Annotated in this window: 15 protein-coding genes; 5 read left to right on the forward strand and 10 right to left on the reverse strand. The window is 51.0% G+C overall.

Features of this window, described 5'->3' with window-relative positions; all coding sequences use genetic code 11:
• The first annotated feature begins 546 nt into the window (after positions 1-546).
• Positions 547-759 (forward strand): (4Fe-4S)-binding protein, encoded by a 213-nt coding sequence (locus GCU44_RS16995; RefSeq protein WP_154857977.1) that lies wholly within the window; start codon positions 547-549, stop codon positions 757-759.
• Positions 760-828: 69 nt separating this feature from the next.
• Positions 829-1,755, forward strand: a complete 927-nt coding sequence (locus tag GCU44_RS17000; protein ID WP_154857979.1) for a DUF5996 family protein — start codon at positions 829-831, stop codon at positions 1,753-1,755.
• A gap of 29 nt (positions 1,756-1,784) precedes the next feature.
• On the opposite strand, the gene GCU44_RS17005 is transcribed toward GCU44_RS17000, so the two are convergent.
• The 10 genes from GCU44_RS17005 to GCU44_RS17050 all read right to left on the reverse strand — a co-directional run bounded on the left by GCU44_RS17005 (position 1,785) and on the right by GCU44_RS17050 (position 20,381).
• Entirely contained in the window at positions 1,785-3,773 is a 1,989-nt protein-coding gene (locus tag GCU44_RS17005; RefSeq protein ID WP_154858072.1) for a plastocyanin/azurin family copper-binding protein, read from the reverse strand.
• Positions 3,774-3,910: 137 nt separating this feature from the next.
• Entirely contained in the window at positions 3,911-5,758 is a 1,848-nt protein-coding gene (locus tag GCU44_RS17010; RefSeq protein WP_154857981.1) for a family 16 glycoside hydrolase, read from the reverse strand.
• A 163-nt stretch (positions 5,759-5,921) separates the two neighbouring features.
• Positions 5,922-7,478, reverse strand: a complete 1,557-nt coding sequence (locus GCU44_RS17015) for a sulfatase family protein (RefSeq protein WP_154857983.1) — start codon at positions 7,476-7,478, stop codon at positions 5,922-5,924.
• Entirely contained in the window at positions 7,475-8,791 is a 1,317-nt protein-coding gene (locus tag GCU44_RS17020) for a sulfatase family protein (protein ID WP_161993956.1), read from the reverse strand. The genes GCU44_RS17015 and GCU44_RS17020 overlap by 4 nt, the downstream gene beginning before the upstream one ends.
• 126 nt (positions 8,792-8,917) lie before the next feature.
• Positions 8,918-10,492: a sulfatase family protein gene (locus GCU44_RS17025; RefSeq protein ID WP_154857987.1), complete on the reverse strand. Its 1,575-nt coding sequence runs from the start codon at positions 10,490-10,492 to the stop codon at positions 8,918-8,920.
• A gap of 73 nt (positions 10,493-10,565) precedes the next feature.
• Positions 10,566-12,083: a sulfatase family protein gene (locus GCU44_RS17030; RefSeq protein WP_154857989.1), complete on the reverse strand. Its 1,518-nt coding sequence runs from the start codon at positions 12,081-12,083 to the stop codon at positions 10,566-10,568.
• 12 nt (positions 12,084-12,095) lie between these two features.
• Positions 12,096-15,017, reverse strand: a complete 2,922-nt coding sequence (locus GCU44_RS17035; protein WP_154857991.1) for a glycosyl hydrolase — start codon at positions 15,015-15,017, stop codon at positions 12,096-12,098.
• Positions 15,018-15,170: 153 nt separating this feature from the next.
• Positions 15,171-16,094: a dihydrodipicolinate synthase family protein gene (locus GCU44_RS17040; RefSeq protein WP_154857993.1), complete on the reverse strand. Its 924-nt coding sequence runs from the start codon at positions 16,092-16,094 to the stop codon at positions 15,171-15,173.
• A gap of 288 nt (positions 16,095-16,382) precedes the next feature.
• A complete protein-coding gene (locus tag GCU44_RS17045) occupies positions 16,383-17,843 on the reverse strand; it encodes a sulfatase family protein (RefSeq protein WP_154857995.1) in 1,461 nt (486 codons plus the stop codon).
• Between the two features lie 96 nt (positions 17,844-17,939).
• Positions 17,940-20,381: an alpha-L-rhamnosidase gene (locus GCU44_RS17050; RefSeq protein ID WP_241684998.1), complete on the reverse strand. Its 2,442-nt coding sequence runs from the start codon at positions 20,379-20,381 to the stop codon at positions 17,940-17,942.
• A gap of 735 nt (positions 20,382-21,116) precedes the next feature.
• Here GCU44_RS17050 and GCU44_RS17055 point away from each other — a divergent pair.
• The 3 genes from GCU44_RS17055 to GCU44_RS17060 all read left to right on the forward strand — a co-directional run bounded on the left by GCU44_RS17055 (position 21,117) and on the right by GCU44_RS17060 (position 24,066).
• On the forward strand, positions 21,117-21,578 hold the full coding sequence (locus tag GCU44_RS17055) for a hypothetical protein (RefSeq protein WP_194201674.1): 462 nt from the start codon (positions 21,117-21,119) through the stop codon (positions 21,576-21,578).
• Positions 21,579-21,608: 30 nt separating this feature from the next.
• Positions 21,609-21,740 (forward strand): hypothetical protein, encoded by a 132-nt coding sequence (locus tag GCU44_RS23395; protein ID WP_262885327.1) that lies wholly within the window; start codon positions 21,609-21,611, stop codon positions 21,738-21,740.
• A gap of 220 nt (positions 21,741-21,960) precedes the next feature.
• Positions 21,961-24,066 carry a S9 family peptidase gene (locus GCU44_RS17060; protein WP_241684999.1) on the forward strand — a complete coding sequence of 702 codons (2,106 nt, stop codon included), beginning with the start codon at positions 21,961-21,963 and terminating at the stop codon, positions 24,064-24,066.
• Positions 24,067-24,153 lie beyond the last annotated feature (87 nt).

The raw sequence follows: 24,153 nt of genomic DNA on the forward strand, positions 1-24,153 counted from the left end.
CGAAACCTGATAAAAAGCCCGAAACCGGCAGGGAAAAATCAAAATTATTCCATTTTGAAACCAAAATAACAAACCAAAAAGCTTAACTTAATAGCATTGAATCCGGACTCGGTTGATCCGCCAACGGATTTTTTGAGGCCACGGATGGGGTCTTTAGCAGCGCTAAAAATAGCATCCTGAATTTATTTAGCTGACTTTTATATCCCGGCTTGGACGAACAAGCTTTTAACGCTCTGTTTCATCTGTTTATATTTTTTTTCAGCGGTCAGATGGAATCTCGCATGATTGATAATCATCCCACTGTGTGACGGGTACGTCATGGTCGATTTCATTAGCTCATCCAATTAAGGGCACACCGGGAGACCCGAAAAAACAGGGAATCGGCTTCCCAACAAAGGACCGAAGGCTACCTACCGGTACAGCGATACGCGAGCGGATGGCGGCTGCGAAAATAGCAGACAAATGTGCTCGATCAGTGATTTATTAATCTAGATGAATGCGTGGAAGCAAAAAAGGAACCATATTTGGCTTTAACCCCATTCTATCATGAAAGACTATTCGAACGAAGACATCACGATCCATTGGAAACCCAATTTGTGCAAACACGCCGGAATCTGTGTAAAAACGCTTCCCCAGGTATACAACCCAAAGGCCAGTCCCTGGATTGCCATTGAAAATGCCAGCACAGAAGCGCTCAAAGCACAGGTTTCGGCCTGTCCTTCGGGCGCATTGAGCTATTCACGCAACAAAAAAACCTAATGGCCATTCCTCAGGTTTCTTGCGTATCAGCCCATTGAATTTAGGACGATCAACGACTAATCCTACCCCATGAATTCAAACGAAAACTCCATTCCCTGGCCCGTCCTGCATTTCCCGGAAATCCAGGATACCCTGGAAACGCTGCATCAGTGGATTCAGATTGTGGGCAAAATACGCCTGCGAACCATGCCCTGGCAAAACCATTCCTGGCATAGCACGCTCTACCTAAGCCCACATGGCTTTAGCACCCAGGCCATCCCCTATGGAGGTGGCTTTTTCCAGATTGATTTTGATTTTCGGCAGCACCAACTTCTTATCGCCTGCGCACACGGCGAAACACTGCGGATGGAACTACGCTCCATGACCGTAGCCGATTTTTATGCGGAATTGTTTGAAAAACTCGCACAGCTGCAAATACAGGTGGCCATTCACGGGCGTCCCAACGAACTGGAAACAGCCATTCCCTTTCAGGAGAATACTGTAAATCGTACCTATAAACCCGAGGCAGCGCAGAAGCTGTGGCAGGCCATGAGTAAGGCACAGCAGGTGTTCACGCTTTTCCGCAGCGAATTTGTTGGCAAATGTAGTCCCGTGCACCTGTTTTGGGGGGCCTTTGACCTGGCCGTTACCCGCTTTTCCGGAAGACCTGCTCCCCTACACCCGGGAGGGGCGCCAAACATGCCCCTAGACGTCATGCAGGAAGCCTATTCCAAAGAAGTGAGTAGTGCCGGCTTCTGGCCCGGTTCTGCCAATTTTCCGGAACCGATTTTTTATTCCTATGCCTATCCGGCAAGTCCGCTCTTCAGCGAACAGAAAATCCGGCCAAATGAAGCGTTTTACAGCGTGGAAATGGGCGAGTTTATGTTGAAATACGAAGACGTTCAGCAAGCGGCAGATCCCGAAGCCAAGCTCCTGGATTTTCTGCAAAGCACCTATGAAGCGGCTGCGATCCTCGCAGAATGGAATAGGGGAGAATTGGAACGAGCCGCCACATAAGCAAAGTCTCTTCCAATCCCTTGGCTTTTTTAGTTGCTAACCCGAAAAATCCCCTGCATCACGTACGCATGCCCGGGAAAGGTACAGACATACATGTAGTCCCCGGGTACCGTCGGTGCTACGAAGTAAATGGTCTCTGAAGTCTCAGGAGAGAGGATATTTGTGTGGAACAGTACCTTTTCGGAATCGGGGATGTAATTTTTTTGGGAGCCCTCTAAGCCCATATTTAACGCCAGCTCCCCCACTTCGATCGCTGTGCCCGGTTGAACAAGCACCAGGTTGTGCAGCATGTCGTCGTTGTTATTGAAGGTGATTTGCACCTTGCTGCCTGCTTTTACTTCAATGAGCTCCCGGTCGTATTTCAAGCCTGGCAGCGTTCCCAGGACAACGGTTTGATCCGGCCCATTGGACCAGGAGCCGGGCATGGTCGTCGTTCGCTTCCCGGTAACGGATGCAGGCACACCAACAACCGTTTCGTTCGTACGCAGGGCAGTTGGTTGCCCATGGGCAGCATGGGGATTCGGAGTGGATGAATCGATCGCAGATAAAGCCACTTTTTCGCCCTCCGGAATTTGATTCAGTGTGTAATAGCCGACAGCATGCAACAAATCACGGCCCGAACCAGACTGAACACCTGCTGCATTGATTTCGTGGATGTATCCCTCCTTCAGACCTTCCACCACCAATCGAACACGAAGACCGTCCCCGGCAACAAGTGCCGCCTTTACGGCAAGCTCTTCCAATTCGATAACCGGGCTACCGTAATTGTGGTGGTACTTATAGGTAAAGCTGGATACGTTGTAAGACTCCGTATCCCCGGCAATGGCAGGCGCTACGGGTTCGGTAAACTCCAGTTCAAATCCATCCGGTTGGGCGTTTACCGTTTTTATCTCAAAGGGCATTTTTCCGGTCCAGCTCAGTTTTTGCAGACCAAAAGGAGCCTTTCCGGTAGCACTCCAGCCCCGGCTGGTCATCCCCACAAACAGGGAAGCATCCGTTCCCCATACCATGCGCAAAACCCCGGAAGAAAAACCCTCCCGAAACGGAAAGGCCACGCCCTGGTACACCCCGTTTACTTTTTCCAGGTAGACCCGCACGATCCTGCTATGGCCCTGGTCGCCCACAAATAGTTGCCCGGCGAACGGCCCAAAGCCTCCTGCCGTTTTATCCGTTACGATATCCGAGGTGGAAATCCCCATGAGCCCATGGGGAAGCCAAACAGCGGGGGTTTTGAAGCCCGGGATATCGGCTGCCACCTTTGCCATGGGCGATCCGGTATCGGGAATATCTTCCGGCTTTAGGGATACCGGCGATTCCGGCAGGTGCGTCCATTTCAAGCCCTCCGGATTCCCTACAAAATCCCCTTTTTCCACATGAGTAATCCGGCCGGATCCTACCCAATCCCCCTGATTTTCCGCATAAAACACGTCTCCTTCCGCATTGTAGCCCATACCGGCCGGAGATCGCATCCCCGTGGCAAGGGGCAGCATGGTGCCATCGGGCGAGACGCTGAGCATCCAACCCCGCCATTTTGCCAGACTCGCACCGTGACCGATCCATCCCAGGTTTAGGGCAACCAGCATGTTGCCTTCCGGCGTAAACAAAGGGCCGTAGGAATATTCGTGGTAATTTCCTGACAAAGGCCAGGAAACTACCGTCTCGAAGCTGTCGGCACGGCCGTCTCCGTTTCGATCGGTCATTTTGGTCAACTCGGAGCGCTGGGAGGCATAAAAACTGCCCCGGTGATAGGCCAGGCCCAAGGGCTCGTGCAATCCCGCCGCAAACTGGCTAAACCGGGGAATGCGCGTGCCGGTCATGTACGGATTTTCCACCAGCCAGATTTCCCCCCGTCGCGTGGCAATGCCCAGACTCCCATCTGGTGTAAGGGTCATTCCGCCTACTTCCAACTCGATGCCATCGGGAATAGGAATGTCTACAATGCTGTAATAATCCGCTTCCCTCGCAGCGACCTCTCTGGTTTCCGCTGTTTGCTGCGCTTGCAAACCCAGTGAAACCATTCCGAGTAAGAACCATCCGTATACCTGGAATTTTTGGAAGCCACCGTTTATATTGCAGCGCAATTTTTCCATGCCTTTGTCTTGTATGTTCATATCCTGTTTTGCTACCAATTGACGTTCCATTCCTTTTTTCGCATTCACCAAATATAACTGTAGACCAGACTATTGCTATTCGCATCCGCTGCGAGTGAAACCAGCAATTCCTGACCGGATTCGGTTTTCCGCAAAACGACCTTACCAGGGCTGCCTTTGGCCACATGTAGGTAAAACTGGCCCTGGTTTACCGAATAGAGGCCTTCACCTACCTCAGCCAGAGTCCCGGCAGCGACAATGCGCGCCCATAGGTCCGACCGTTTTTGCGGATTGGAGTACCGAATCGTTCGGGTTAATAATTTACCATCGAGCTCTGGTTCAAAAAAATCCTCCACGGCTAGCCCCTCAAGCAGGTACTTAAAGGTGGGCCTTCGGTCCCGGTTTAGTGCGTACCCCTGTATGCGCAGTTGATCGCTGCCGAGTAAATCCGGCCAGGGACTATCTTCGGCGGGAAGCGCAGCAATAGCGGGTCCCGCTGCCAGGTTGACCATGGCTCCCAAAGGAAGCATCAACTGCGATTGCCCCCGCTGCCTCCACATGGGCGAGGCATCCAGGTATTCGCCCCGCCATAGGCTCAACAGTGCGCCTTGCTCCAGATCGTAAGCATAACTTATCCCAGAGGGTTCGCCCACCGCCACCGTGTGTGTTTTTTTCTCCCCTCCGTGCTCAAAAAACCCTCGTGTAACTAAGGGCTCCTGGGCGGGTTCCAGGTAAACCGGCTTCTGTATCAGGTGCTCGACGTAGGAATTCGCTTCGTGCAAGGGACTTTTTCGGATTCCTGGCCCTTCCACAAATACCCCGAGCTGGGGACTACGGCCCGGGTAATTGTTCTTGTAGAAAACCAGGGTAAACGAAACCGGCCCCACGGGCAGGTACCGGGTACCACTCCTGGGAGAATCCGCGGGAAATTGCGTCCCGTCTGCGATGATATTTTCTCCATCGATGTACAAACTGGTCTTCCCGAAAGCCGCCAGGGAAAAGGTGTAATCGCCGGCTTTTTCAATCTCCAGCGTACCGGAATACACGTAGGCAAAATCGAGCACCCCATGGCCCAGGTCCCAGGTTATTTTTTGTAAGTCGCCCCTTTCCTTCGGATCGCCCTCCTTGAAATCAGCCTCAGAGGGAAACTTGCCCTTATAATACGCATACGTCAAATCTCGAATTTCAGGCGCCGGCTGTCCAAAAGGCTGGTACCGTATATTTCGGATGGCCACCGGACCGTGGTCTCCCTGAATCATCAAGGGACCCAGTGGCTGTTCGTCTTCAAACATGGCGGATCGGGTAGGCCCGGTCACCTCCACGTTTTCGTGCACCAAAACCCCATTTAAAAATACCTGATTGAATTTCGCATTCGATACTTTATTTCCAGCCGCATCGAAGCGCGGTGCTTCAAAATCAATTTTTAACCGTTGCCAGAGACCGGGAGCCCGGGTAGCATTGGTCCGGGGAGCTTTTCCTTCGAATCCCTGTTTTTTTTCGTCATCCCAGCGTTGGTAAATTCCTCCGGCATCTCCGGATGTGGGATGGGCTTTTCCCCAGCTATCAAAAATCTGAATCTCGTACCGTCCCTGCAGATAAACGCCCGAATTGGAACCCTTGGGGACCATAAACTCCAGTTCCAGGGTCAGGTCTCCGTGGACAAAGTCGGAAACGAGGTGCGGCCCGTTGTCCGGCTTCGGCGGGTTAACGAGTATTCCGGATCCCGGAAGCGTCGACAAAAAATCCGCCTGTTCCCAGTCGGCCAATACCTCCCCTACCTCCTTCCAGGTGGATGGAATGTCACCAAAATCCGTCAGGTCATCGAAAACGATCACCTCCTGTGCAGAAAGCCTGCACGAAACCACCAGCAGCAAGGGCAAAAGCAGTTTTCTAACGTGTACAAAAATGAGCATAGGTATTTTTTTCTTTATTGTTTGCTACGTATTCATTCACCTCCTTGGGAAAAGCTGTCCGGCTCAACCTACCTACGTATCGGCTGCTATCCGGCAGGGAAATGACCTTTCCGCCCCCCTTCCCCCAAAAAGGATAGGCATCGAAGGTTTTATTTGACTGGCTTCAATCATCTTTTATCAAATACCCACCGGCTTTGGCTTCCGAAATCAGCCGATCCATGCTTTCTACCAATTCGGGCTTTAGCGCGTACTGATTCACGCGCTGTTCGGGATCCTCGGCCAGGTTAAACAGCAAGCCCGGCGTGGCAAAGGTTTCGTAGCCCCGCAATTTTGAAAAGGATTCGGGCATCGCTGAATGTTGGCCAGTGTTGTCGTTGATGTACAACCACTCCCCTTGTCGAACCGCCCATCGGTTGGCCATGGTGTTATGAATCAACCAGTCTCGTTGCGGAAACTGCTCCGGACGGGTACGTAATTCGGGCAGGAAATGGTGACTATCCGGGGCCGCTCCCTCTGGGAGTGCGGTTCCCGTCAAATCCGCCAAGGTTGCCATGATATCTAGCTGGGAAACCAGCTTGTCAGAAACGGTTCCCGCCGGAATTTTTCCCGGCCATCTGATAACAAAGGGAACCCGGTGTCCCCCTTCCCAAATATCCCGTTTCAGCCCGCGCAAGGGCCCCATGCTGAAATGCCCGTGTTTTTCCCCCCGATCAAACGCGTACCGCTCCGGACCATTATCCGAACTGAAAATAACAATCGTGTTTTCTTCCCATCCCTTGTCCCGAATTGCTTGCAGCAACTGCCCCACGACCCAATCGGTCTGGTACATGAAATCCCCATAGGCGCCCGCCTGGGACTTGCCGTCAAATTCATCGTTGGGAATAATCGGCGCATGCGGAGAAGGTAGGGGGAAATAGAGAAAGAAGGGTTTATCTTCGGTCTGACTCCCAATCCATTCCACTACTTTTTCGGATAGCGTCGGTAGCACCTCGTACGGATTCCATCCCGGCACTTTGGGACCGGGGCGAAATTCCCAGTTGCCTTCCTTTGTTTCGTAGCCGATATCCTGAATGTCCATGACTTCCGTCGGAACCGCTAGCAAGCGGTCGTTTTCCATCCAGGCATAAGGCGGGAAATTGATGGTGCCATCCCCAAAATAGTATTCAAAACCCCGATCGGTGGGGCCTCCAGTGACCGGTTGGTCCCAGCTGACATCATTCGGTAAATAATACGATACCTCCCTTCCCCATTGGGTAACTTTCCCGGAAGGAGGATTCGTAAAATTCCAGTTCCAGCCCAAATGCCATTTGCCAATGCATGCCGTGGCATAGCCCCGCTCCTGAAGTACCTGTGGAAGGGTGATGTCTCCATCGTTAAAAAACGGTGGACCGAAAGCACCCACAATCCCGTGTTGACGTCTCCAATGGTACGTTCCTGTCAGCAAGGCATACCGGCTAGGCGAACAAATACCGGAGGAACTGTGCGCATTGGTAAAACGCATCCCTTCAGAAGCCAGTTGGTCGAGATGAGGCGTGGGAATTTTTGAATCCGGGTTTTGGATGGCAAGGTCGCCATAGCCCATGTCATCCGCATAAATGATGACCACATTGGGCGCGGTAGTTTTGGTGTCCCGTTGGCAGGAAAGTGTTGCTCCTGCCAGCACTGGCAAAACAATACACCAGGCTGACACTGCCCGGGTAATTTTTAGGAGGGCTATCATGGGTTGATGACGCGTTGGTGCATGAGTTGTTGGATAATTGAATCGCAGGTATTGGAATAGTGGGTGACGATCTCCGCATACCGTTCATCTGTCGCGAGATTATTGACTTCGTGAACATCTGTTTTGTGGTGGTACAATTCGATCAGATCGCTGTCATCGTACCGGATAAATTTAAACGCTTCGTCCCGATACCCTTCTGTTTTTAGCAATTTCTCGTTGTTTTCCAGGCGGTGTTCGAGAAAGATACCGGAGCGCCAATCTGCAGGAGCGCGCTCGTAAAATTCCGTCAGGCTGCGACCGGCATAGCTATCCGGAATCTGCACTCCGGCCAGGGAAAGAATGGTAGGCGTTACATCCACGTTCAGTACTGGCTGCGCATACCGTTTCCCGCGCTTGTTTTCCGGTTGTCGGGGATCGTACACGATGAGAGGCACCCGAATGGAAGGCTCGTGCAAGAGCCATTTTCCGGCATAACCCCGTTCTCCCATAAAATACCCGTTGTCCCCCATAAAAACGATCACCGTATTGTCGGCAAGCCCTTCTTTCTCCAGCGTGCGCCGGATTCTGCCCAGTACGGTGTCCACCGTGCTGATCATCCGGTAATATCCTTTCACCATTTTCTGGTACTTTTCCGGGCTGTCGTAGCGCCAATACCAGCGTTCCCGGTTCATGGTATTTTGTAGAAACCCCGGCAAGCTGTCATAAAAGGACGGGTCCGCGGTGGGTGGAATGGGAATGGTCACATCCCGGTACAGGTGATCCACGTACTCCGGCCAAAAATATTGCTCTTCCGCGCCATCATCCGCATGAGGCGACCAAAAGGAAAGGGAAAGGCAAAATGGCTGGTCTCCGGCAGTTTGGATAAATTCAACCGCCCGATCCCCATTGATATCTGCCAGGTGAACGTCCTTACCTGCCACTTCCCTGAGGTAAGGCCAGGAGGTTTTATCCATGTGATGGAAGAGTGAATCTTCGATTCCCGCATTGACCTTCACCCCAAATTTACCGATAAATCCAGTACGGTAGCCGGCATTTTTGAGGAGCCAGGGATAACTCTGCCGCATGTAGGCATCCTGCAGGGGCGGTTTCCCAAAGGTGAAATCGTGGGTTCGTTCGTACAAGCCGGTGAAAAGGGAAGCACGGCTAGCCGCACAGATAGCGGTGGTCACAAAGGCATTATCGAAATACAAACCCTCGCCAGCCAATGCATCCATGTGCGGCGTATGGATAATCTCATTCCCGGCAAAACCCAAGGCATCCCACCGCTGATCATCGGTCAGGATAAAAAGAATGTTTGGTTTTTTGGCGGCCATCCCCGCGCCATCCGTTTCCTCCGAACTACAGCTCGAACAAATTGAAGCAAAAAGGAGAAAGGCAAGGCCCATTAATCCAGGAAATGGGAAGGCAATTGGCTGGCAATATTTCATTAGTTGTAACAACTAGTTTTTGGAAAGGCTTTGCTCGATAAACTGCTGGTTCAACGCATCGGAATCCCCGTATTGCTCCCGTAGTTCTTCCAATCGGCTATGCAGCGCCTCTTGCACCTCTGCATAGTTCGGGTCGCCGTATACACTGTTCATTTCGTTCGGATCGGCTTCCAGATCGTATAGTTCCCATTCATCGATGTCGTGGTAGAAATGGATCAACTTGTAGCGATCCGTGCGGACTCCGTAATGCCGTTTTACACTATGGGGACCTGGGTATTCGTAATAGTGGTAATACATCGCATCCCGCCAGGGAACATCCTCACCCGCAGCAAGGGCACGCCAGGATTCCCCTTGCATTTCCGCCGGTTTTTCCACGCCGGCGTAGTCCAGCAGGGTGGGCGCGTGATCCACGTTCACCACCATGTCTTCAACAACGGTCCCGGGGTTGATTTCCCTTGGGTAGCGCACCAATAGCGGTGTGCTTAATGATTGCTCGTACATGAAGCGTTTGTCGTACCAGCCGTGCTCTCCCAGGTAGAATCCCTGATCGGAGGTATACACGACGATGGTATTGTCCAGCAAGTCGTTTGCTTCCAGGTAATCCAACACTTTCCCTATGCCATCATCCACGGATTTGATTACTTTGAGGTAATCCCGCAGGTAGCGGTGGTACATAAATTTTGCCAGGGCTTCGCCGGTGGGTTTTTCCTGTAGGAAGGCTTCGTTTTTGGGACCATAGACCGCATTCCAGGCGGCCATTTGTTCCTCCGTCATGCGTCCAAAAGGAGCCGCGAGCCGGCTGGGTTCCCCGGTAAAGGGGTTGGCTTCAAACTTCATGTCCCAACCCCAGTACATGTTGTCAACGATTTCCATTTCCTGTTCACGCGCTGCCGTACCTCTCCCGGCATAGTCATCGAAAAAGTTGTCGGGAAAGGCGAACTCCTCGTCCTCCAGGTAATCCAGGTACTTTTCTTCGGCCATCCAGTTGCGGTGCGGGGCCTTGGTGTGGTAGTTGATGGCAAAAGGCTTGGTCTTGTCCCAATCCTTCTCCAGCCAATCCACGACAAATTCCGGGATTAGGGCCTCGCAATGCCCTTCAAAAGACACCTTTTCTTCCCCATTTTTGATGAAATCCGGATTGTAATAGCTCCCCTGTCCGGGTAGGGTCAGGGAATAATCGTATCCCTTAGGCTTTTCCGCCAGGTGGATTTTTCCGATGAGTGCCGTTGCGTAGCCTGCCTCCTGCAACAATTTGGGATACGTCAGTTGGTCCCAGTTAAATGGTAACACATTGTCCACCTTTCCATTCAGGTGGCTGTATTTTCCGGTAAGCAATACCGCCCGGCTAGGCGCGCAAATGGAATTGGTGACAAAACTACGCTTGAAAAGTGCTCCCTCGCGGGCCAGTCTATCCATGTTTGGAAAATACACCTTGTCCAATAAGCCCTGGCCGTAGGCATGAATGGCCCGCTGCGAATGATCATCGGACATGATAAACAGGATATTGGGACGTGGCGCCACCTCGGCCTCCTGACAGGATACCAACATGTAACACAAAACAAAAATGGGTAGTAGGATTTTTTTCATGGATGTTCTTATTTTTTCAAGGCGTTTAATATAGTAAAGATTTTTCCAAGGCCGGCTTTTTGGTGTAAAAAACTCAGGAAGCATCTTTACGAAGGCGCGGTGATTGGGGAGGAACGGTTCCTTCTTTGTCGTAGGGAATGCTTCCATGGTCGCCGGGTTTTAATTGCCAGCGATCGAGGTACCATTGCGCCGGGTGGAAGGCATCGCCCCGTTTGCCCAATAGTGCCCATAACTGTTCATCCAATTGGCTAACAACGGCTCCATAGGCAGGTTCCTCAATAAGGTTATTCAGTTGCAAGGGATCCTTCTGATCGTCAAACAGCAACCAGGGACCGTCCAGGGAACGAACATAGGTGTATTGCGCGGTTTTCACCGCCCGGTATTCCCTTCCGTAGGGACCGGCTACGCCCCAGGGAGCCAGCTGCATGTACAGCACGGCATGACCTTCTCTTTCGGAATTTTCGGTCAATATTTCAGAGAGATCGTCTCCTTCGTAGCTTTTCGGGATGGGTAAGTCCAGCAGCCCAAACAGCGTGGGAAAAATGTCGGGTGTGGTAATGGGGGTTTGCACCGTCCTTCCCGTTTTTCCGTGCAGCGGTGGGTAATGAAGCAAGAAGGGAATCCGGGCAGACTCCGCAAGTGGCACCTGTTTGGCCTTGGGTCGGACTCCATGCGCTCCGAGCATCTCTCCATGATCGGACGTAAAGACAAGCAGCGTTTCGTCCCGGATGCCCAACCCGTCCAGGTAAGCCAGCAATTCACCGATACTTTGGTCCAGGGCCTCGCAGTGCGCGTAGTAGCCCTGCGCTTCTTTCTTTACCTGCTCGGCCATGGATTCGGGCACGTTTGCCGGAAGGAGGATATCCGCCGGTGGGTAATGTTGTTGCAACTCCTGCGGTGCCGTATGGTGGGGAAAATGTGGGGTACCGTACGAAAGAAACAAGGCAAATGGCTTGTCGTTTTCCAACTGCCCGGCAATGTATTCCTGCGCGTCGGCAGTCTGCGCATACACATCGTAGCCTTCCCAAAATTGCTTTTCCGGGGAATTACCGGTGTAATAGTGGGATTGATTGTAGTCGTGATCGCACTCGGCCGCTTTCCAGTAGGCAAAACCCCGCCGCCTGTCCGGAGGAATATAGGCATGACGCCCCTGCCCATCCAGGTGCCATTTTCCGATGTAGGCAGTGGTGTAACCCCTATCTGCCAGCACATCTCCCAGGCCGTATTCACTCAGGGGCAGGTGCAGGTCGTTTAAAAACATGCCGGTGGAGGTGGGATAGCGCCCGGTCATCAGGGAGGCACGGTAGGGGGTGCAAACGGGAATCACCGAAACGGCGTTTTCGAAATTGATGCTTGCTCGCGCCAATTGATCCAGGTGAGGCGTCCGCACGTTTGGATCGCCGGCATAGCCTGTGGCAGAGGCCCGCCACTGGTCCGCCAGGATGTAGATGATGTTGGGCTTTTTCTCTGGGGTTTTGGACGCACAGCCCAGAGAAAGAAAAACCCATACATACAAAAAACCGGTAAGGTAAATGCAGCGCCGCCTATACGCCTCGCTTGATAAGTGGTGGGGAACGGTCTTGCTTGCCATCGTATCGTCCTGCTAATTTTGGGTTAAAAACTGGATCTCTGCCTTTCCCAGCAAGCCGGATTGAAGCAGTGGACTGTTTGCCGTGAATTTCCCCCGGGCGTTGGTTCGGGTAACGGACTCCGCTTCCGGATGCCGCAGATCCCCAACGATCCGGTTGTTCCAGGTATTGATCACCCGCACGGTAAGGGTATTGGTCCCCTCCCTCAGGTGCGGGGTGATGCGGGCAGTATAGGGTGGAAGCCAGACGATGCCGCAATCCTTTCCATTGACTTGAACCTGTGCCATCTCCTGAATGGCTTCAAAGCGAACAAACGCCTCCACTCCTGCTTGCAGCTGGGACGCCTCCAAGCGAAACTCCTGGGAATAGGTAGCCTGGCCGGAGTGATACCTTGCTTCTTTCTCGTTCAAATCCGACCAACTGACAAGCGAATCCATTTTTACCGTCAAGGGATCTTCCTCAGGGCGGTCAAAACGAACCAGCCAATCGTTGGATAGGTCAATGGATGGAACCTCGGTATCCCCCAGGCCCTTTTCGGAAAAACCGAACTGCAAATCGCGGTGCAGTCCCTCACTATTCTCCCCGGCAATATTTTTTTGGAAAACCACAAAACGGGAACCGATGGGCTCCAGCACGAGGTCCAGCTGTATCCCCTCGGCAAGCCTTGTAAAAGCGACCTCTCGCTGCACCAGCCCGGAGGCTGCATCCCATAGTTGCGGCTTCAAATCCGAATCCACGCGGAAAACCAGGCGTAGATGCTCCTGCTGTTCGCTGCTGTTGGAAATAAAATAGATTTCTTCCGCTTCGGTTTGCCGATGGACAAAATCAATATGCCTGTCCGAATTGTCCGCCCCCTTCACCGCCACATCCGGCCGGATCTGCAGCTCCTTCAAGACTTCCTCTATGGACCTGCCCCAATAAACGGTTCCCGCTCCATAGGTAGTCGAAAAAACGGTGTGCCCATCGGTGCTGCCCCATATTTTATCCGCTAGATCCTTTACCTCCCGATCAACCGCCGGGTACCCCTTCAACGAACTGGCTCGTTCGGGTTTTGGTCCCAGAACCACGGCTCCCGCTCCGATTAATTTTTCCAGACTTTTGAGCACTTCCAGTGACATGTCTGCTCGGTCTGGCAACACAAGCAAACGATAGGAAGCCCCATGCGGAAGCCGTAGCTTTCCGTCCTCCGCCTCCAGCCTGTTTGTGATCACGTCAGCGTTTATATAATCGTATTCGTACCCCGGCAAATCTCCTATAGTAATGGGGCGGGGCATCCCGCAATGGAGACACTTTGTTTTGTCGTAAAAATAGGTTGGGAAAATCCCCGGCATATCGGGCGTATAGTTCGGGTCCAAACGCTTGGGAGGTACCAAATTGGGCGCATCGTCTCCGTAATAGAGTAGTATATCGGCCACAAAATTCCCCTGCCGCAGCAAATAGGAGGAACGCGCGATGTAATCCATAAACGGGCGAGAATAAGGCCACCAAGTGGCATTAACGTTCACATGCTCTCCTGCATGGTACACAAAACCGGGCTTTCCGGCGATGGCCGGGTTGTGCGAGAAGGTGTGAAAAACGACCTGATTCAGGCCCTCACAAAAGGCAATATCTATAAGCTGCTTGAAGTCGGTTGGTCCGTGTTGCCAATGATTCCATCCCGTTAGGGATTCGGAGGCAACAACCGTGTGTCCGTAAATATGGGCTGCACTGGCAGCTTCTTTGGTGACCCAATGGCGTTGCCTGTTCCAAAACTCGCCCATGGGGATGTGCGAATTGCCCAATGCCTTGAGCGGCTCCACCCGGGGATGCCCACCGTGACCCGCTTCCGTTATCATTTGGATGCCGTGTTTGTCGCCGATCGTTACCGCTTGCGCATAGTGGTTTTCGATGAGTAAGTCACTGACCAATCGCCGATAATCCCCTTCAAACCTTGCTTGAATCAGGGAATCGGTAAGATTATACCCCTGCAAAAGGGGCAGAAAGGGAGTTGGATCGTAACCATAGCGTTGCTGAAATTCCTCCAGAAATCCATCTGTCCAGTCCGTCATTTGCCATACTTCGTAACTGTCCAGAAAAATAAACTTCATTTTTCTCGCTGCCGTACTAATCCGATCGAGGCGAGATACGAGTTCCTCCAAATGACGGGCTGTGGCCGGGCCACTCAGGTGGTCGATGATTAATCCCGAGGAATTTGGACTGGGCACCACCAAGGGCTGCATGGTATTGCAGCTAAAAAAGGAAAGAAGTTCCCACTCCCCCTCAGGCGCCTGCCAGGACAGTTTTGCTCCTGCCCGATCCTGTTCCGAAAGGACAATGACCTCCTCCGAAGCAAAGGTCATTTTCGGATTTTTCGGAACGGCAATTACCGTTAGCAGTTCGCAGTTTTCCGCCCTTCCTCTGGGGGATTCGGGGTTCGATAGCGTAATTTGGACAGTCGCTGGACCTTCCACAGGATAGGAAGAACGCAACAATTCTTTGCTACCGTCTACTGCCCGCACCCATTCGCCCCCCGAATTCCAACTACTGGCAGCGCTCATCCCCAAATCCAATCCCAGGGAATCGCTGGTAGCCAAAGCCAGGGCGAGGTATTGGAGCGATTCCGGACCAAGAAAAGCCGGACCATCCGGGATCATCCCATCCGGGTTGATGAGCGCGCCGATATCCCAAACGATCGCCCCCCGCATGCCCTTGTCTTTCATTTCCTGCAGCTCGTATACCAATTGTACCGTATCGACGTATCCGTTCATCCAGGTCCACAGTGCCATTGGACGGTTTTCCGTGGAAGGATCAAGAAATGCCTGTTCTGAAAGAACGGAAACCTCGGGGGGATCCGATCGCTGGCAACCCAGCATCAACCAAACCCCGACTACTACCAAAAAAATAGTCGCTTCGCGGTGTTTACTGCTGTGGAATGGATGGATAAATCGGAATAGCATTCTGCGGATTAACCTTTACCACTATTGGTGATTGGAAGCCCTAAATGTAGGTCGATTCTGTCGGGAAATCTTTCAATATATTACCGAAACAGTGTATTATTTTAACCCGTGAGCCTCCCGGCTTTTTTTCTTTTTCACGAAGCCGCGGCACGGTTAAAGGGCATTACGGCTCCATTTAATTTCATTTTCGAGCTCAATCACCTGTTGGATCAACCTGTCGGCGGTAACTTGATGTTGGGAATCAAAGGGGATGGAAGACACGCGCACATGGGCTGTAGGATAGATCCCCTGGCGAGCTAACAAACGTTTGAAAAAATGAATGGAAATTTCCAGGTGCTGATTGGAAAAGGCCAATACCGGCAGAATGCGGTAAAACAGTTCGGTTGCTTCCTCCGTTCCCCCCTGCTTCCAACAACGGTAAATCTCGGTATACGCCCAGTGCATGGCGGTCGGCATGAATGCATGAACCCCGCGTTCCAGGCCTTCGATCATTTGGGCAACGGCCCATCCTCCGCTAACGTGCAACCGCCCATCTGTAAGGGCAAGCATTCTGGAATATTTGTAACCCGCTGGAACCGTCTCGATTTTCAGGCATTGAAAGGCCTCCACCTGCTCAAACAATTCGCAGATCAGGTTTTCGGGCAAGCCGTACCCGCTCGCATCCCAATCCTGCAACATGATGGTTTGCACATTTAATTCTGCCAGGCGGTAGAAATCGGTCTTGAACTGCGTCTCTTCCCGAAAGGGAATTTGGAAAAGCACCTGTTTGCAGCCCAGTTCCAGGTAGGCGGCCAGCAGGGATTTTCCTCTGGCGGGGTCCGGTTCACCCGCACCGGCAAACACCGGCACCTCCCCATTCACCGTTTCCAGGACGGTTTCCACAAGTTTAAGTCGCTCTGGATGGGAGAGTTGATAGACTTCAGAAGCCATGGCCGGAACCAGGAAGCCCGCCACTCCCGCGGCCATGGCCTCCCGCACGTGCAGGCGTAACGCGGCGTAATCAATGCTCCCATCGGTTTTAAATGGGGTATTCAGTACCGTGACGATACCAAAAAGCGGATACAGGGTTTTATTCATCGGGTACAGGTTGGTCCGGGTTCTGCTTTGCCGTTTCAATTTATTGATTAGCGGTAGGAAAACGAAAGCGATCCACTGATTTTTGACCGCTGCATGCAAAAAACCAGCCCGTCGCCAAAGGACTTTACCCTCGATTCAAATAAACAGGCCAACCTCCATCCAATGAAGGAAGGATATGCTAAAACCAAGCGCAGAAGGCGCGAAACACCGCGGCAGAGGGTCTAGCCCGGTGATAAACTTGGGAACAACGCCTACGCAAGCCCAGATGGGGCGAAATACATTTGCCTTTCAATTATTTTTTAAAAAACCCGCTTCAAAATCACCGGCCAAATGATCATCCGTACGCCTCATTTCCCGGAATAACCGCTGCTTCAGTCCGTCGACAATCTCCCGATATGCCGGATCATCAATGAGATTGGTAAGCCCATCGGGGTCCCGGGCGAAATCATAAAGCTCCTCGGGCACACGGTATTCGTACATCTCCAGGCGCCTGGCCACTGCTTCGTTTTCGGCAGCCGCTTCTACCATGGCGGGATAGGTCCTGCCGCTGGCAGCATCTCCGCGAATTTTGTGTTTCCCGTCACTCCAAAAATTAACGATATACCCGTAATTGCCCTCCTGCACGCAGCGCATGGAGTAATCCACACCGGCAAAAATCTTGTGAAACTCCGTAAAAACACGCGTTCTGTTGGCTTGGGCCTTGCCTTCCAGCAGCGGAAGAAAGGAGCTCCCATCCATATCCGGCACTGGCGGTAGGTGCAAAGCGTGTAGAATGGTCGGCATAAAATCGATTCCGGAGATAAAATGTGTGCTATCCACCCTGCCCTCGGGGATTTTGCCGGGCCACTGCACAATCCAGGGGGTCTTATTGCTGTTTAGGTAACAATTCGACTTGCCGAAGGGCAGGGCCATGCCGTTATCACTGATAAACATAACGAGGGTGTTTTCGGCCAAGCCGGAATCGTCAAGCGCTTGCATCAAGGTACCAACCGTCTGATCCAGACGATAGACCGAGGTATAATACTCGGCTATTTCCCGCCGGATCTCTGGCAGGTCCGGAAGAAACTCCGGCACCGTGACCTCCTCGGGCCGAACGGTCCGGGTAGCTACCGGCAGGTCATCTCCCCATTGTCTTTTTTCCTGCTCGCTACCGGCAAAGGGTCGGTGGGGATCGTGGCTATTTGCCATTAGAAAAAAGGGCTGGTCTTCTTTTTTGGACTTGTTGAAAAACTCCATGGCGTACTGGTAATACAAGTCGGGGTCCCTGCCGATACCCAATCCAGATGCCAGGTCTGCCTCGCGGATGTAATAATCCCATTTAAACTTTTCGGTAGGTTTTAGGTGGATTTCTTTACCCAGGATGCCATTCAGGTAGCCTACCTGGCTGAGCTGTTCCTGCAGGGTAGCCACCGACGCGTCAATTGGCTCGAAGCCCAGCGCCCCATTGGTATGCGGGTACCGGCCCGTCAGGATGGACTGCCGGGACGGCTGGCACACCGCAATGTTCACAAAGGCATTTGTAAAACGCATGCCTCCTTTGGCCAACTTGTCCAGGTTAGGGGTAATATCTGGCACCGAACAACCGTAGACCCCGACCGAGTTATAATTCAAATCATCGGCGGTAATTAGCAATACATTTGTGGGGTGGTATGCCGCTTCTCTTTTTTCGGCGGGGGCCGCACACTGTGCGAGGTATATACCGAACAGGAAAAGGGAGAATAGGGTACTAATTTTTGGTGTTTTATGCATGAATGGGTCAAATTTATTGGACCGGAAAGTGATCGGTCCCTGACGTGGGATTTTTTTACAGCTTACTTACGCTTTCTTGGGCCGGTTACGATTGGCTCAGTTGGAAACGCGCAGGGTGTAGGCTCCTTCCTCCAGGATAAAGTTTCCGCTGGCTAACCCGTCCATGCCTTCCGGCTGAAATCCTTCCGGATGTTTCTCCACCACCAGTTTCTGAGAAGGGAGAACGGCTATCGAGACCCGGGCCCTACTGCCTTGGGGTACCTTCATTTCATAGGTAATGGTGCCTTCGGTGCCTTTTTTCCAATGGGAGACAATTTCCCCATGGGGAGAATGATACGTACTGCGAACAAAATTCAGATCCCGAGGAACCCGTGGTACCAGCACAAATTCCCCAAAACCAGGGTAGGACGGATCCGGGCGAATTCCCCCCAACCAGCGGTAAAACCACTCCGTCACCGAACCAAACATGGGATGGCAATTGGTAAAGGTATTGTCACTTTCCTTCCAGGTTTCCCAGATGGTGGTCGCACCGCGGTCGATCATGTGCCCCCAACCGGGATACTGTCTGCTGTTTACAATGGCAAAAACCTCGTCAACCGAGGCATGCTCGGAAAGGGTTTCCAGAATGTATTTGGTACCAAAAATGCCGGTAGTGAAATGCCCGGCGGGTGCCTGACGGATAGCCATTCTCAGGGAATCCCGTGCTGCCCCCAACTCCGACTCTGGAACGATCCCGTGGTAGAGTAAGGTAGAAAACAACGTTTGTCGGTTAATGGGACCGTCCACTGCCTGCTCCCAAAATTCTGATCTCAGCAGGCCCTGCAGGCGTTCAGCCAATTGCCGAAACCGCTCCTCGTTCGCGGCATCTTCCATGACCGATGCAAATGTGGTCATGATCCGGGCACATTGCAGGTAATGGGCCGTGCCTGTGAGTTGTACCGGCACGGGGTCCAGGGATTCGTGATCACTGAGGCCACTGTCCACCAACCCCTCCGGATGGATCCGGGCCACCTTTTCCATCCATTTAAGGTTTTGCTCGTAGCGCTCCTCAATCAAATCCACGTCGTTGTAATACAGGTAGAGGTAGTATTGGGTGATTAGGTAAGCGGATTCCCAGCTGATGCCACAATACTGGATACCGGCAAAGGGCGCTGTATCTACAAAGGTCGAATCATTCATGGCATCCACCCAGTCATACACGGTTTTTCGGTAAAAGTCCTGCATGTCGAAATTGTACATAAACGACTCACTGGTGGCATTGAGGTCTCCCCCGTAGCCAAACTTCTCCCGGACGGCGCAATCGGATTGCACACTTACCAAATTTGAAAGAAAGGTTCGTTTGGTTGCCTCCTGAATCTCGTTGAGCAGGGGACTGGAACTGCTGAAATCATTTCGATCCGGCACATCGGAATAGGTAAACCAGCCCTGAATATCGTTCAGGGAAGGGGTTTGCTCGAGGCCGGATATTTCCATGTAACGGTAGGTTCGGTAAACAAATTCAGGCGTAAAATAGGCCTCCTTCCCGGCTGGAACGTAGCTGTCCGTTTGCCAGGCAATGGCAGGTGCTCCCGGACCACCGATCCCCTCTCGCTTGATCTGTCCGACCACGGTGGTCATGGGGTTCAGGCTTCCATCTTCGTACACCCGCTCCCCAAACCGGAAGGTCAGGGTATCGCTTGCACTGGCAGGAATTCGTATCCGATAGGTTCCGGTAAAATTCACCCCCATGTCCACCAGGTGTTTTCCATCGGGAAGGGTGCTAACGGAAATGGGCTGAATTTCCTGCATCTTTTTAACCGGCGGGAAAAAGGCGGGTTGCAAGGCACCGCCGGGACCCGATCCCAGCTGCACCGCCTGCCAGGAATCCGCGCTATAGTTCGGCGTATCCCATCCCGGTAGTTCCTTTCCCTGGTCATATAACACGCCTATGTACACACTGTTTTTTTGAAGGGGCCCATACGCGTAGCTCCAGGAATCGTCCGTCACCACCTCCGTGGTTTGTCCGTCGGAATGATACAGCACAAGCCGGGCAATAAAGGTGGGTTTCCCCACATTCAGATCCACTCTGGGGTTTCTTCGCCCCCATTTTCGCAAGGGAAGGGGGTTGTAAAAACCATTCCCCAGGCTTACTCCCAGGCAATTGTCACCTTCCGTTAGTTGTGAGGTTACGTCGTACGCGGTGTAGTATATCCGCTTGCTGTAATCGGTCCATGCCGGGTCCAATAGATTTTTCCCGATAGGCTCTCCGTTTAGCGAGGCCCTGTAATAGCCCGCTGCGGTAATGAACAGGCGGGCGCTATCGATTTTTTCCGCCAGGGAGAATTCCTTGCGGAAAAGCGGAGCCGGATGTGTTAAATAAAAAAGCGAGTCCTCGTCAGGCAGTTCTTCTGCTACCTGTATCCATTCAGCCGCCGTGTCCTCACACAGTGCACAGTCCGGCAGGTTTTTATGGGATTCCTGACAGGATATCGCGAGCAAAAGCAGGAATAGCCAGGAACGGCTAATTGTTTTGGTTACCATCGATTGTATCTCCCTCATTGTTTTCTTTTTTTATTCTTCAAAATACGTTTCCGGTCCGCATTCCTGGTAGCCTGCTGGCCCCTGAGCCAATGTACGTATGGCGATTGAAAAATCGGTAGAATTAGTAACATGGCCTTTAGGGATCGTTTCATGGCGGTATTGGTTGTTTTTATTCGATCAAAATGAAAATTAAATTAATTTGAACCTGCCTTATTCGTTTTTTGGATGGGCAGTCTCGTTGCAAGAAGGGAATAAAGTTACAGTCTTTGCACGGGTTACTACTCAAGCATCTTAGCCAAAAAATATGATATGTTAACGGTGACCGGATTACGTTCAAAATTTTTCGTAGCCTTTCCATAAAATACCAATTTAGCGCAAAAAACTTGTGGTCATGCGTACGGGTCAGCTCAGAAAGTGTGCTTTTCACGGGCAACGGGTTAATTCCGAACAAGATAAGCTTTAAAATAATCAGACCACTATTTTTGCATACCTCCCTCAGACTGTCTTTTCTGGTCACAAAAACTTAGAACATGCAGATGAAATGGTACAACTTCTTATGTTGCTTGAAATAGGGTTCGGAAACTCCCGGCTCAACAACCCTTTCGAAAATTTTCTTTGGGACCAGGGATAAAAGGTGAGCGATGATAAGATGTCCGAACAAAAAATTATTCCTAACTTACTTTTAAGATATTTTTCGATTGGATTATTTCTAGTCTTTTCGATCTTGGACGACCGTACAATCAAATAACTAACATGAAAAAGAATACCTGGTATACGTATTTTCCTGAATTGTTGCGTATCACGTTTTTTAAAATTTCCAGTTCTTTTTTTTGGTGGAAGCGAACGGAAGATTTTAGAATCACACCCTTAACCGTTTGTTCGCTGCTCCTGTTAGTTACTGCGGTTGCTACCGCCCAGGATGCTGAGGAAAGCGCTAAAGAAAGCATGATCCGAAAGGCCCATGTGGGTGGGTATATGATTACACAAAGAGAAAAAGTGGATGAATCATACAATGCAGGCTACTCCATGTACGCTGCTGCCCGGCCTTTATTACGAGAATATTCAGGAAGGAGTTTTCAGTCCGGGTTATTTGGTACCTGGATGCATCCGCAATATGATGGGCCTTTGCCGGTAGAAAAGTTGTATACGGATATTGAAGGAGGCTGGGATGGTGGCGGGATACGGAGTATGCAACAACAACGCCGAAATTTATAATGGGTGGAGTTGCTACACAGAAACTGGAAAATGGACGAGGAATACCTTCCTCCGCCTTTGATAGGGAAGTTAGCCGATGTTGACCCGGCTTTGATCGTCACTCCGCCAGTGGGTATGGAGGCAGGCTATGTGCCAATCGTTACCCGACAGGGACTGGAATAATCTGGCTATCGGGATTCGATGATTTGAATGGATTACTGGCAAAAATGTAAGGGAGAATTCATATAACAGGCATATTGAATACGCTTTAGAGGAGAATATATAGTTAAATGAAATGATAAAAAACCCATTATTACTTGTATTGGTTTTGCTTGTCCAGGCCGCTTTCTTATCGAATATCGGCTGTTGCCAGATTGTTGTCCCTGACCACACTAAAGAGAGATTGAAAGAAATTTATGACCAAAATATTTTTTCAGCAAAATCATTTAATGGCAGATGGCTTCCTGATGATTCGGGATACCTTCTACTTGAAAATCTACCGGGAGAGGATACACAGGCACTGGTAAATTATGATGTGCCCGGGGGCAAGCGAACAGTGCTGATTTCCCCAGAGGATTTTGACAGATTTGGTTATTCAGTCCCTTTTATCATTGAAAACTATGTTTTGTCTTCGGAGGGTGACAAAATTTTAGTAGAAATGTCCGGTAAGGACAACGATTTCACCGGGTCCGATTATTGGATGGTGGATCGGAAAACAGGTACCAATGAAAAAGTTGTGGCCGGAGCAAATAACCGTATTTCTCCGGATGGTACGCAAATTCTCTATGCTGAAGAAGGAGATCTTTTTGTGTATAACCTGATCAGTAAAAATACTACCCGACTTACGTTTGATGCCCATTCGGAAGCGGTTACCAACGGCAGGGCTGTTTGGAGTCCTGATGGTACGCATATCGCATTTGTTCAATCCGATGTGAAAAAGGTGAGAAAAAGGACTTCCTTGGTTCCGGGTGATCCTTCTTATCCGGAAATAAAAGAGCAGCGATTTGCCCGGGTCGGGGGAGACATTGCTGTATTGCGTGTGGGTGTTGTGGACACATCCGGAAAAGAGACCCGATGGTTGCCAATACCAATCCCAAAAGAAGGATATTATGTTGGAGAGGTTAGCTGGGCAGGAAATTCTGATGAGGTACTTGTGGAAAAAAGAAGCCGATTCAGGGACCAGAGACAATTTTTGATTACCGACATTGATAATGGAAGTATAAGCACTACTTACGAAGAATCTGATCCGGCATGGGTAGTGGCAAGTTATAGAACTAACGGAGGAGTGGATTGGATTACTGATACCCGCAATTTTATTGTCCTGACTGAAAAGGATGGTTGGAGACACGCGTATTTGGTATCTCGTGATGAAAAGAAAGAGGTATTACTTACACCGGGAGATTATGATGTCATCGGAAGGGCAGGTATGGATGAGGATAAAGGGTGGTTTTACTATTATGCCTCTCCGGACAATGGGACCCAAAAGTATTTGTACCGGACACGGGTGGACGGAAAAGGAAAAGCGGAAAGGATAACTCCAATAGATCAGCCGGGGACGCACAATTATACGATCTCTCCTGAAGGGAACTGGGCATTTCACACGTTTTCTTCTGCAAATACACCTCCTGTAACTGAACTTGTCAGTCTTCCGGAGCATAAAGTGGAACGTGTACTTGAAGGTAACATTGAGCTCCATGAAAAAGTCAAATTGCTGGTCCCACAGCCAAAAGAGTTTTTTAGCCTTGATATAGGCAATGGGGTGGTTATGGACGCCTGGATGATCAAGCCTTCCGATTTTGATTCGGCTGAAAAATACCCTGTGTTTGTTTACGTATACGGAGAACCTCACGGGCAAACTGTAATGGATTCCTGGGGACATGCCATGACTGAATATCACCGTGTTATCGCCGATCTGGGATATTTGGTAGTGTCATTTGACAACCGGGGAACCCCATCCCCAAAAGGAGCAGCATGGCGCCGGGCGGTAGCCGGAAGTTTGGGTCCCCTGTCAACGGATGAGCAGGCGGCAGCCCTACAGGAGCTTGGGCGAAACAGGTCCTATGTTGACCTTAGCCGGGTAGGGATCTGGGGATGGAGTGGTGGAGGGTCCAATACCCTAAATGCCATGTTTCGTAAACCGGACGTTTATGATGTGGGAATCGCTGTTGCACCTAAGCCACAACCAGATCTTTACAACGCATGGTTTCAGGAGATCTACATGAATACGCCTGAAGTGAACCCTGAAGGATACCGTCAATCCGCACCTATAAATTTTGCGGAAGGATTAAAGGGGGATCTTTTGATTATTCACGGAACAGGTGAAACCAACACCCACCTTGAAATTACCGAGGGGCTGGTGGATCGCCTGATCGAATTGGGTAAGCCATTTGACTATATGGCCTATCCCAACCGAAATCATGGTCTGAGTGAGGGAAAAGGCACTTCACTGCATTTGAGGCTTTATATGGTGAGGTATTTGCTTAACCATTTACCGGCAGGGCCCCAATAAACTTCATTTAGACCAATATGCTGTGTCACAATTTGTAAAAAAGCTGCTTCAGGAATTTAATCTACCAGATAAACATGTCCTAATCCG

Source organism: Cyclobacterium xiamenense (assembly GCF_009467825.1).
Taxonomy (GTDB): domain Bacteria; phylum Bacteroidota; class Bacteroidia; order Cytophagales; family Cyclobacteriaceae; genus Cyclobacterium; species Cyclobacterium xiamenense.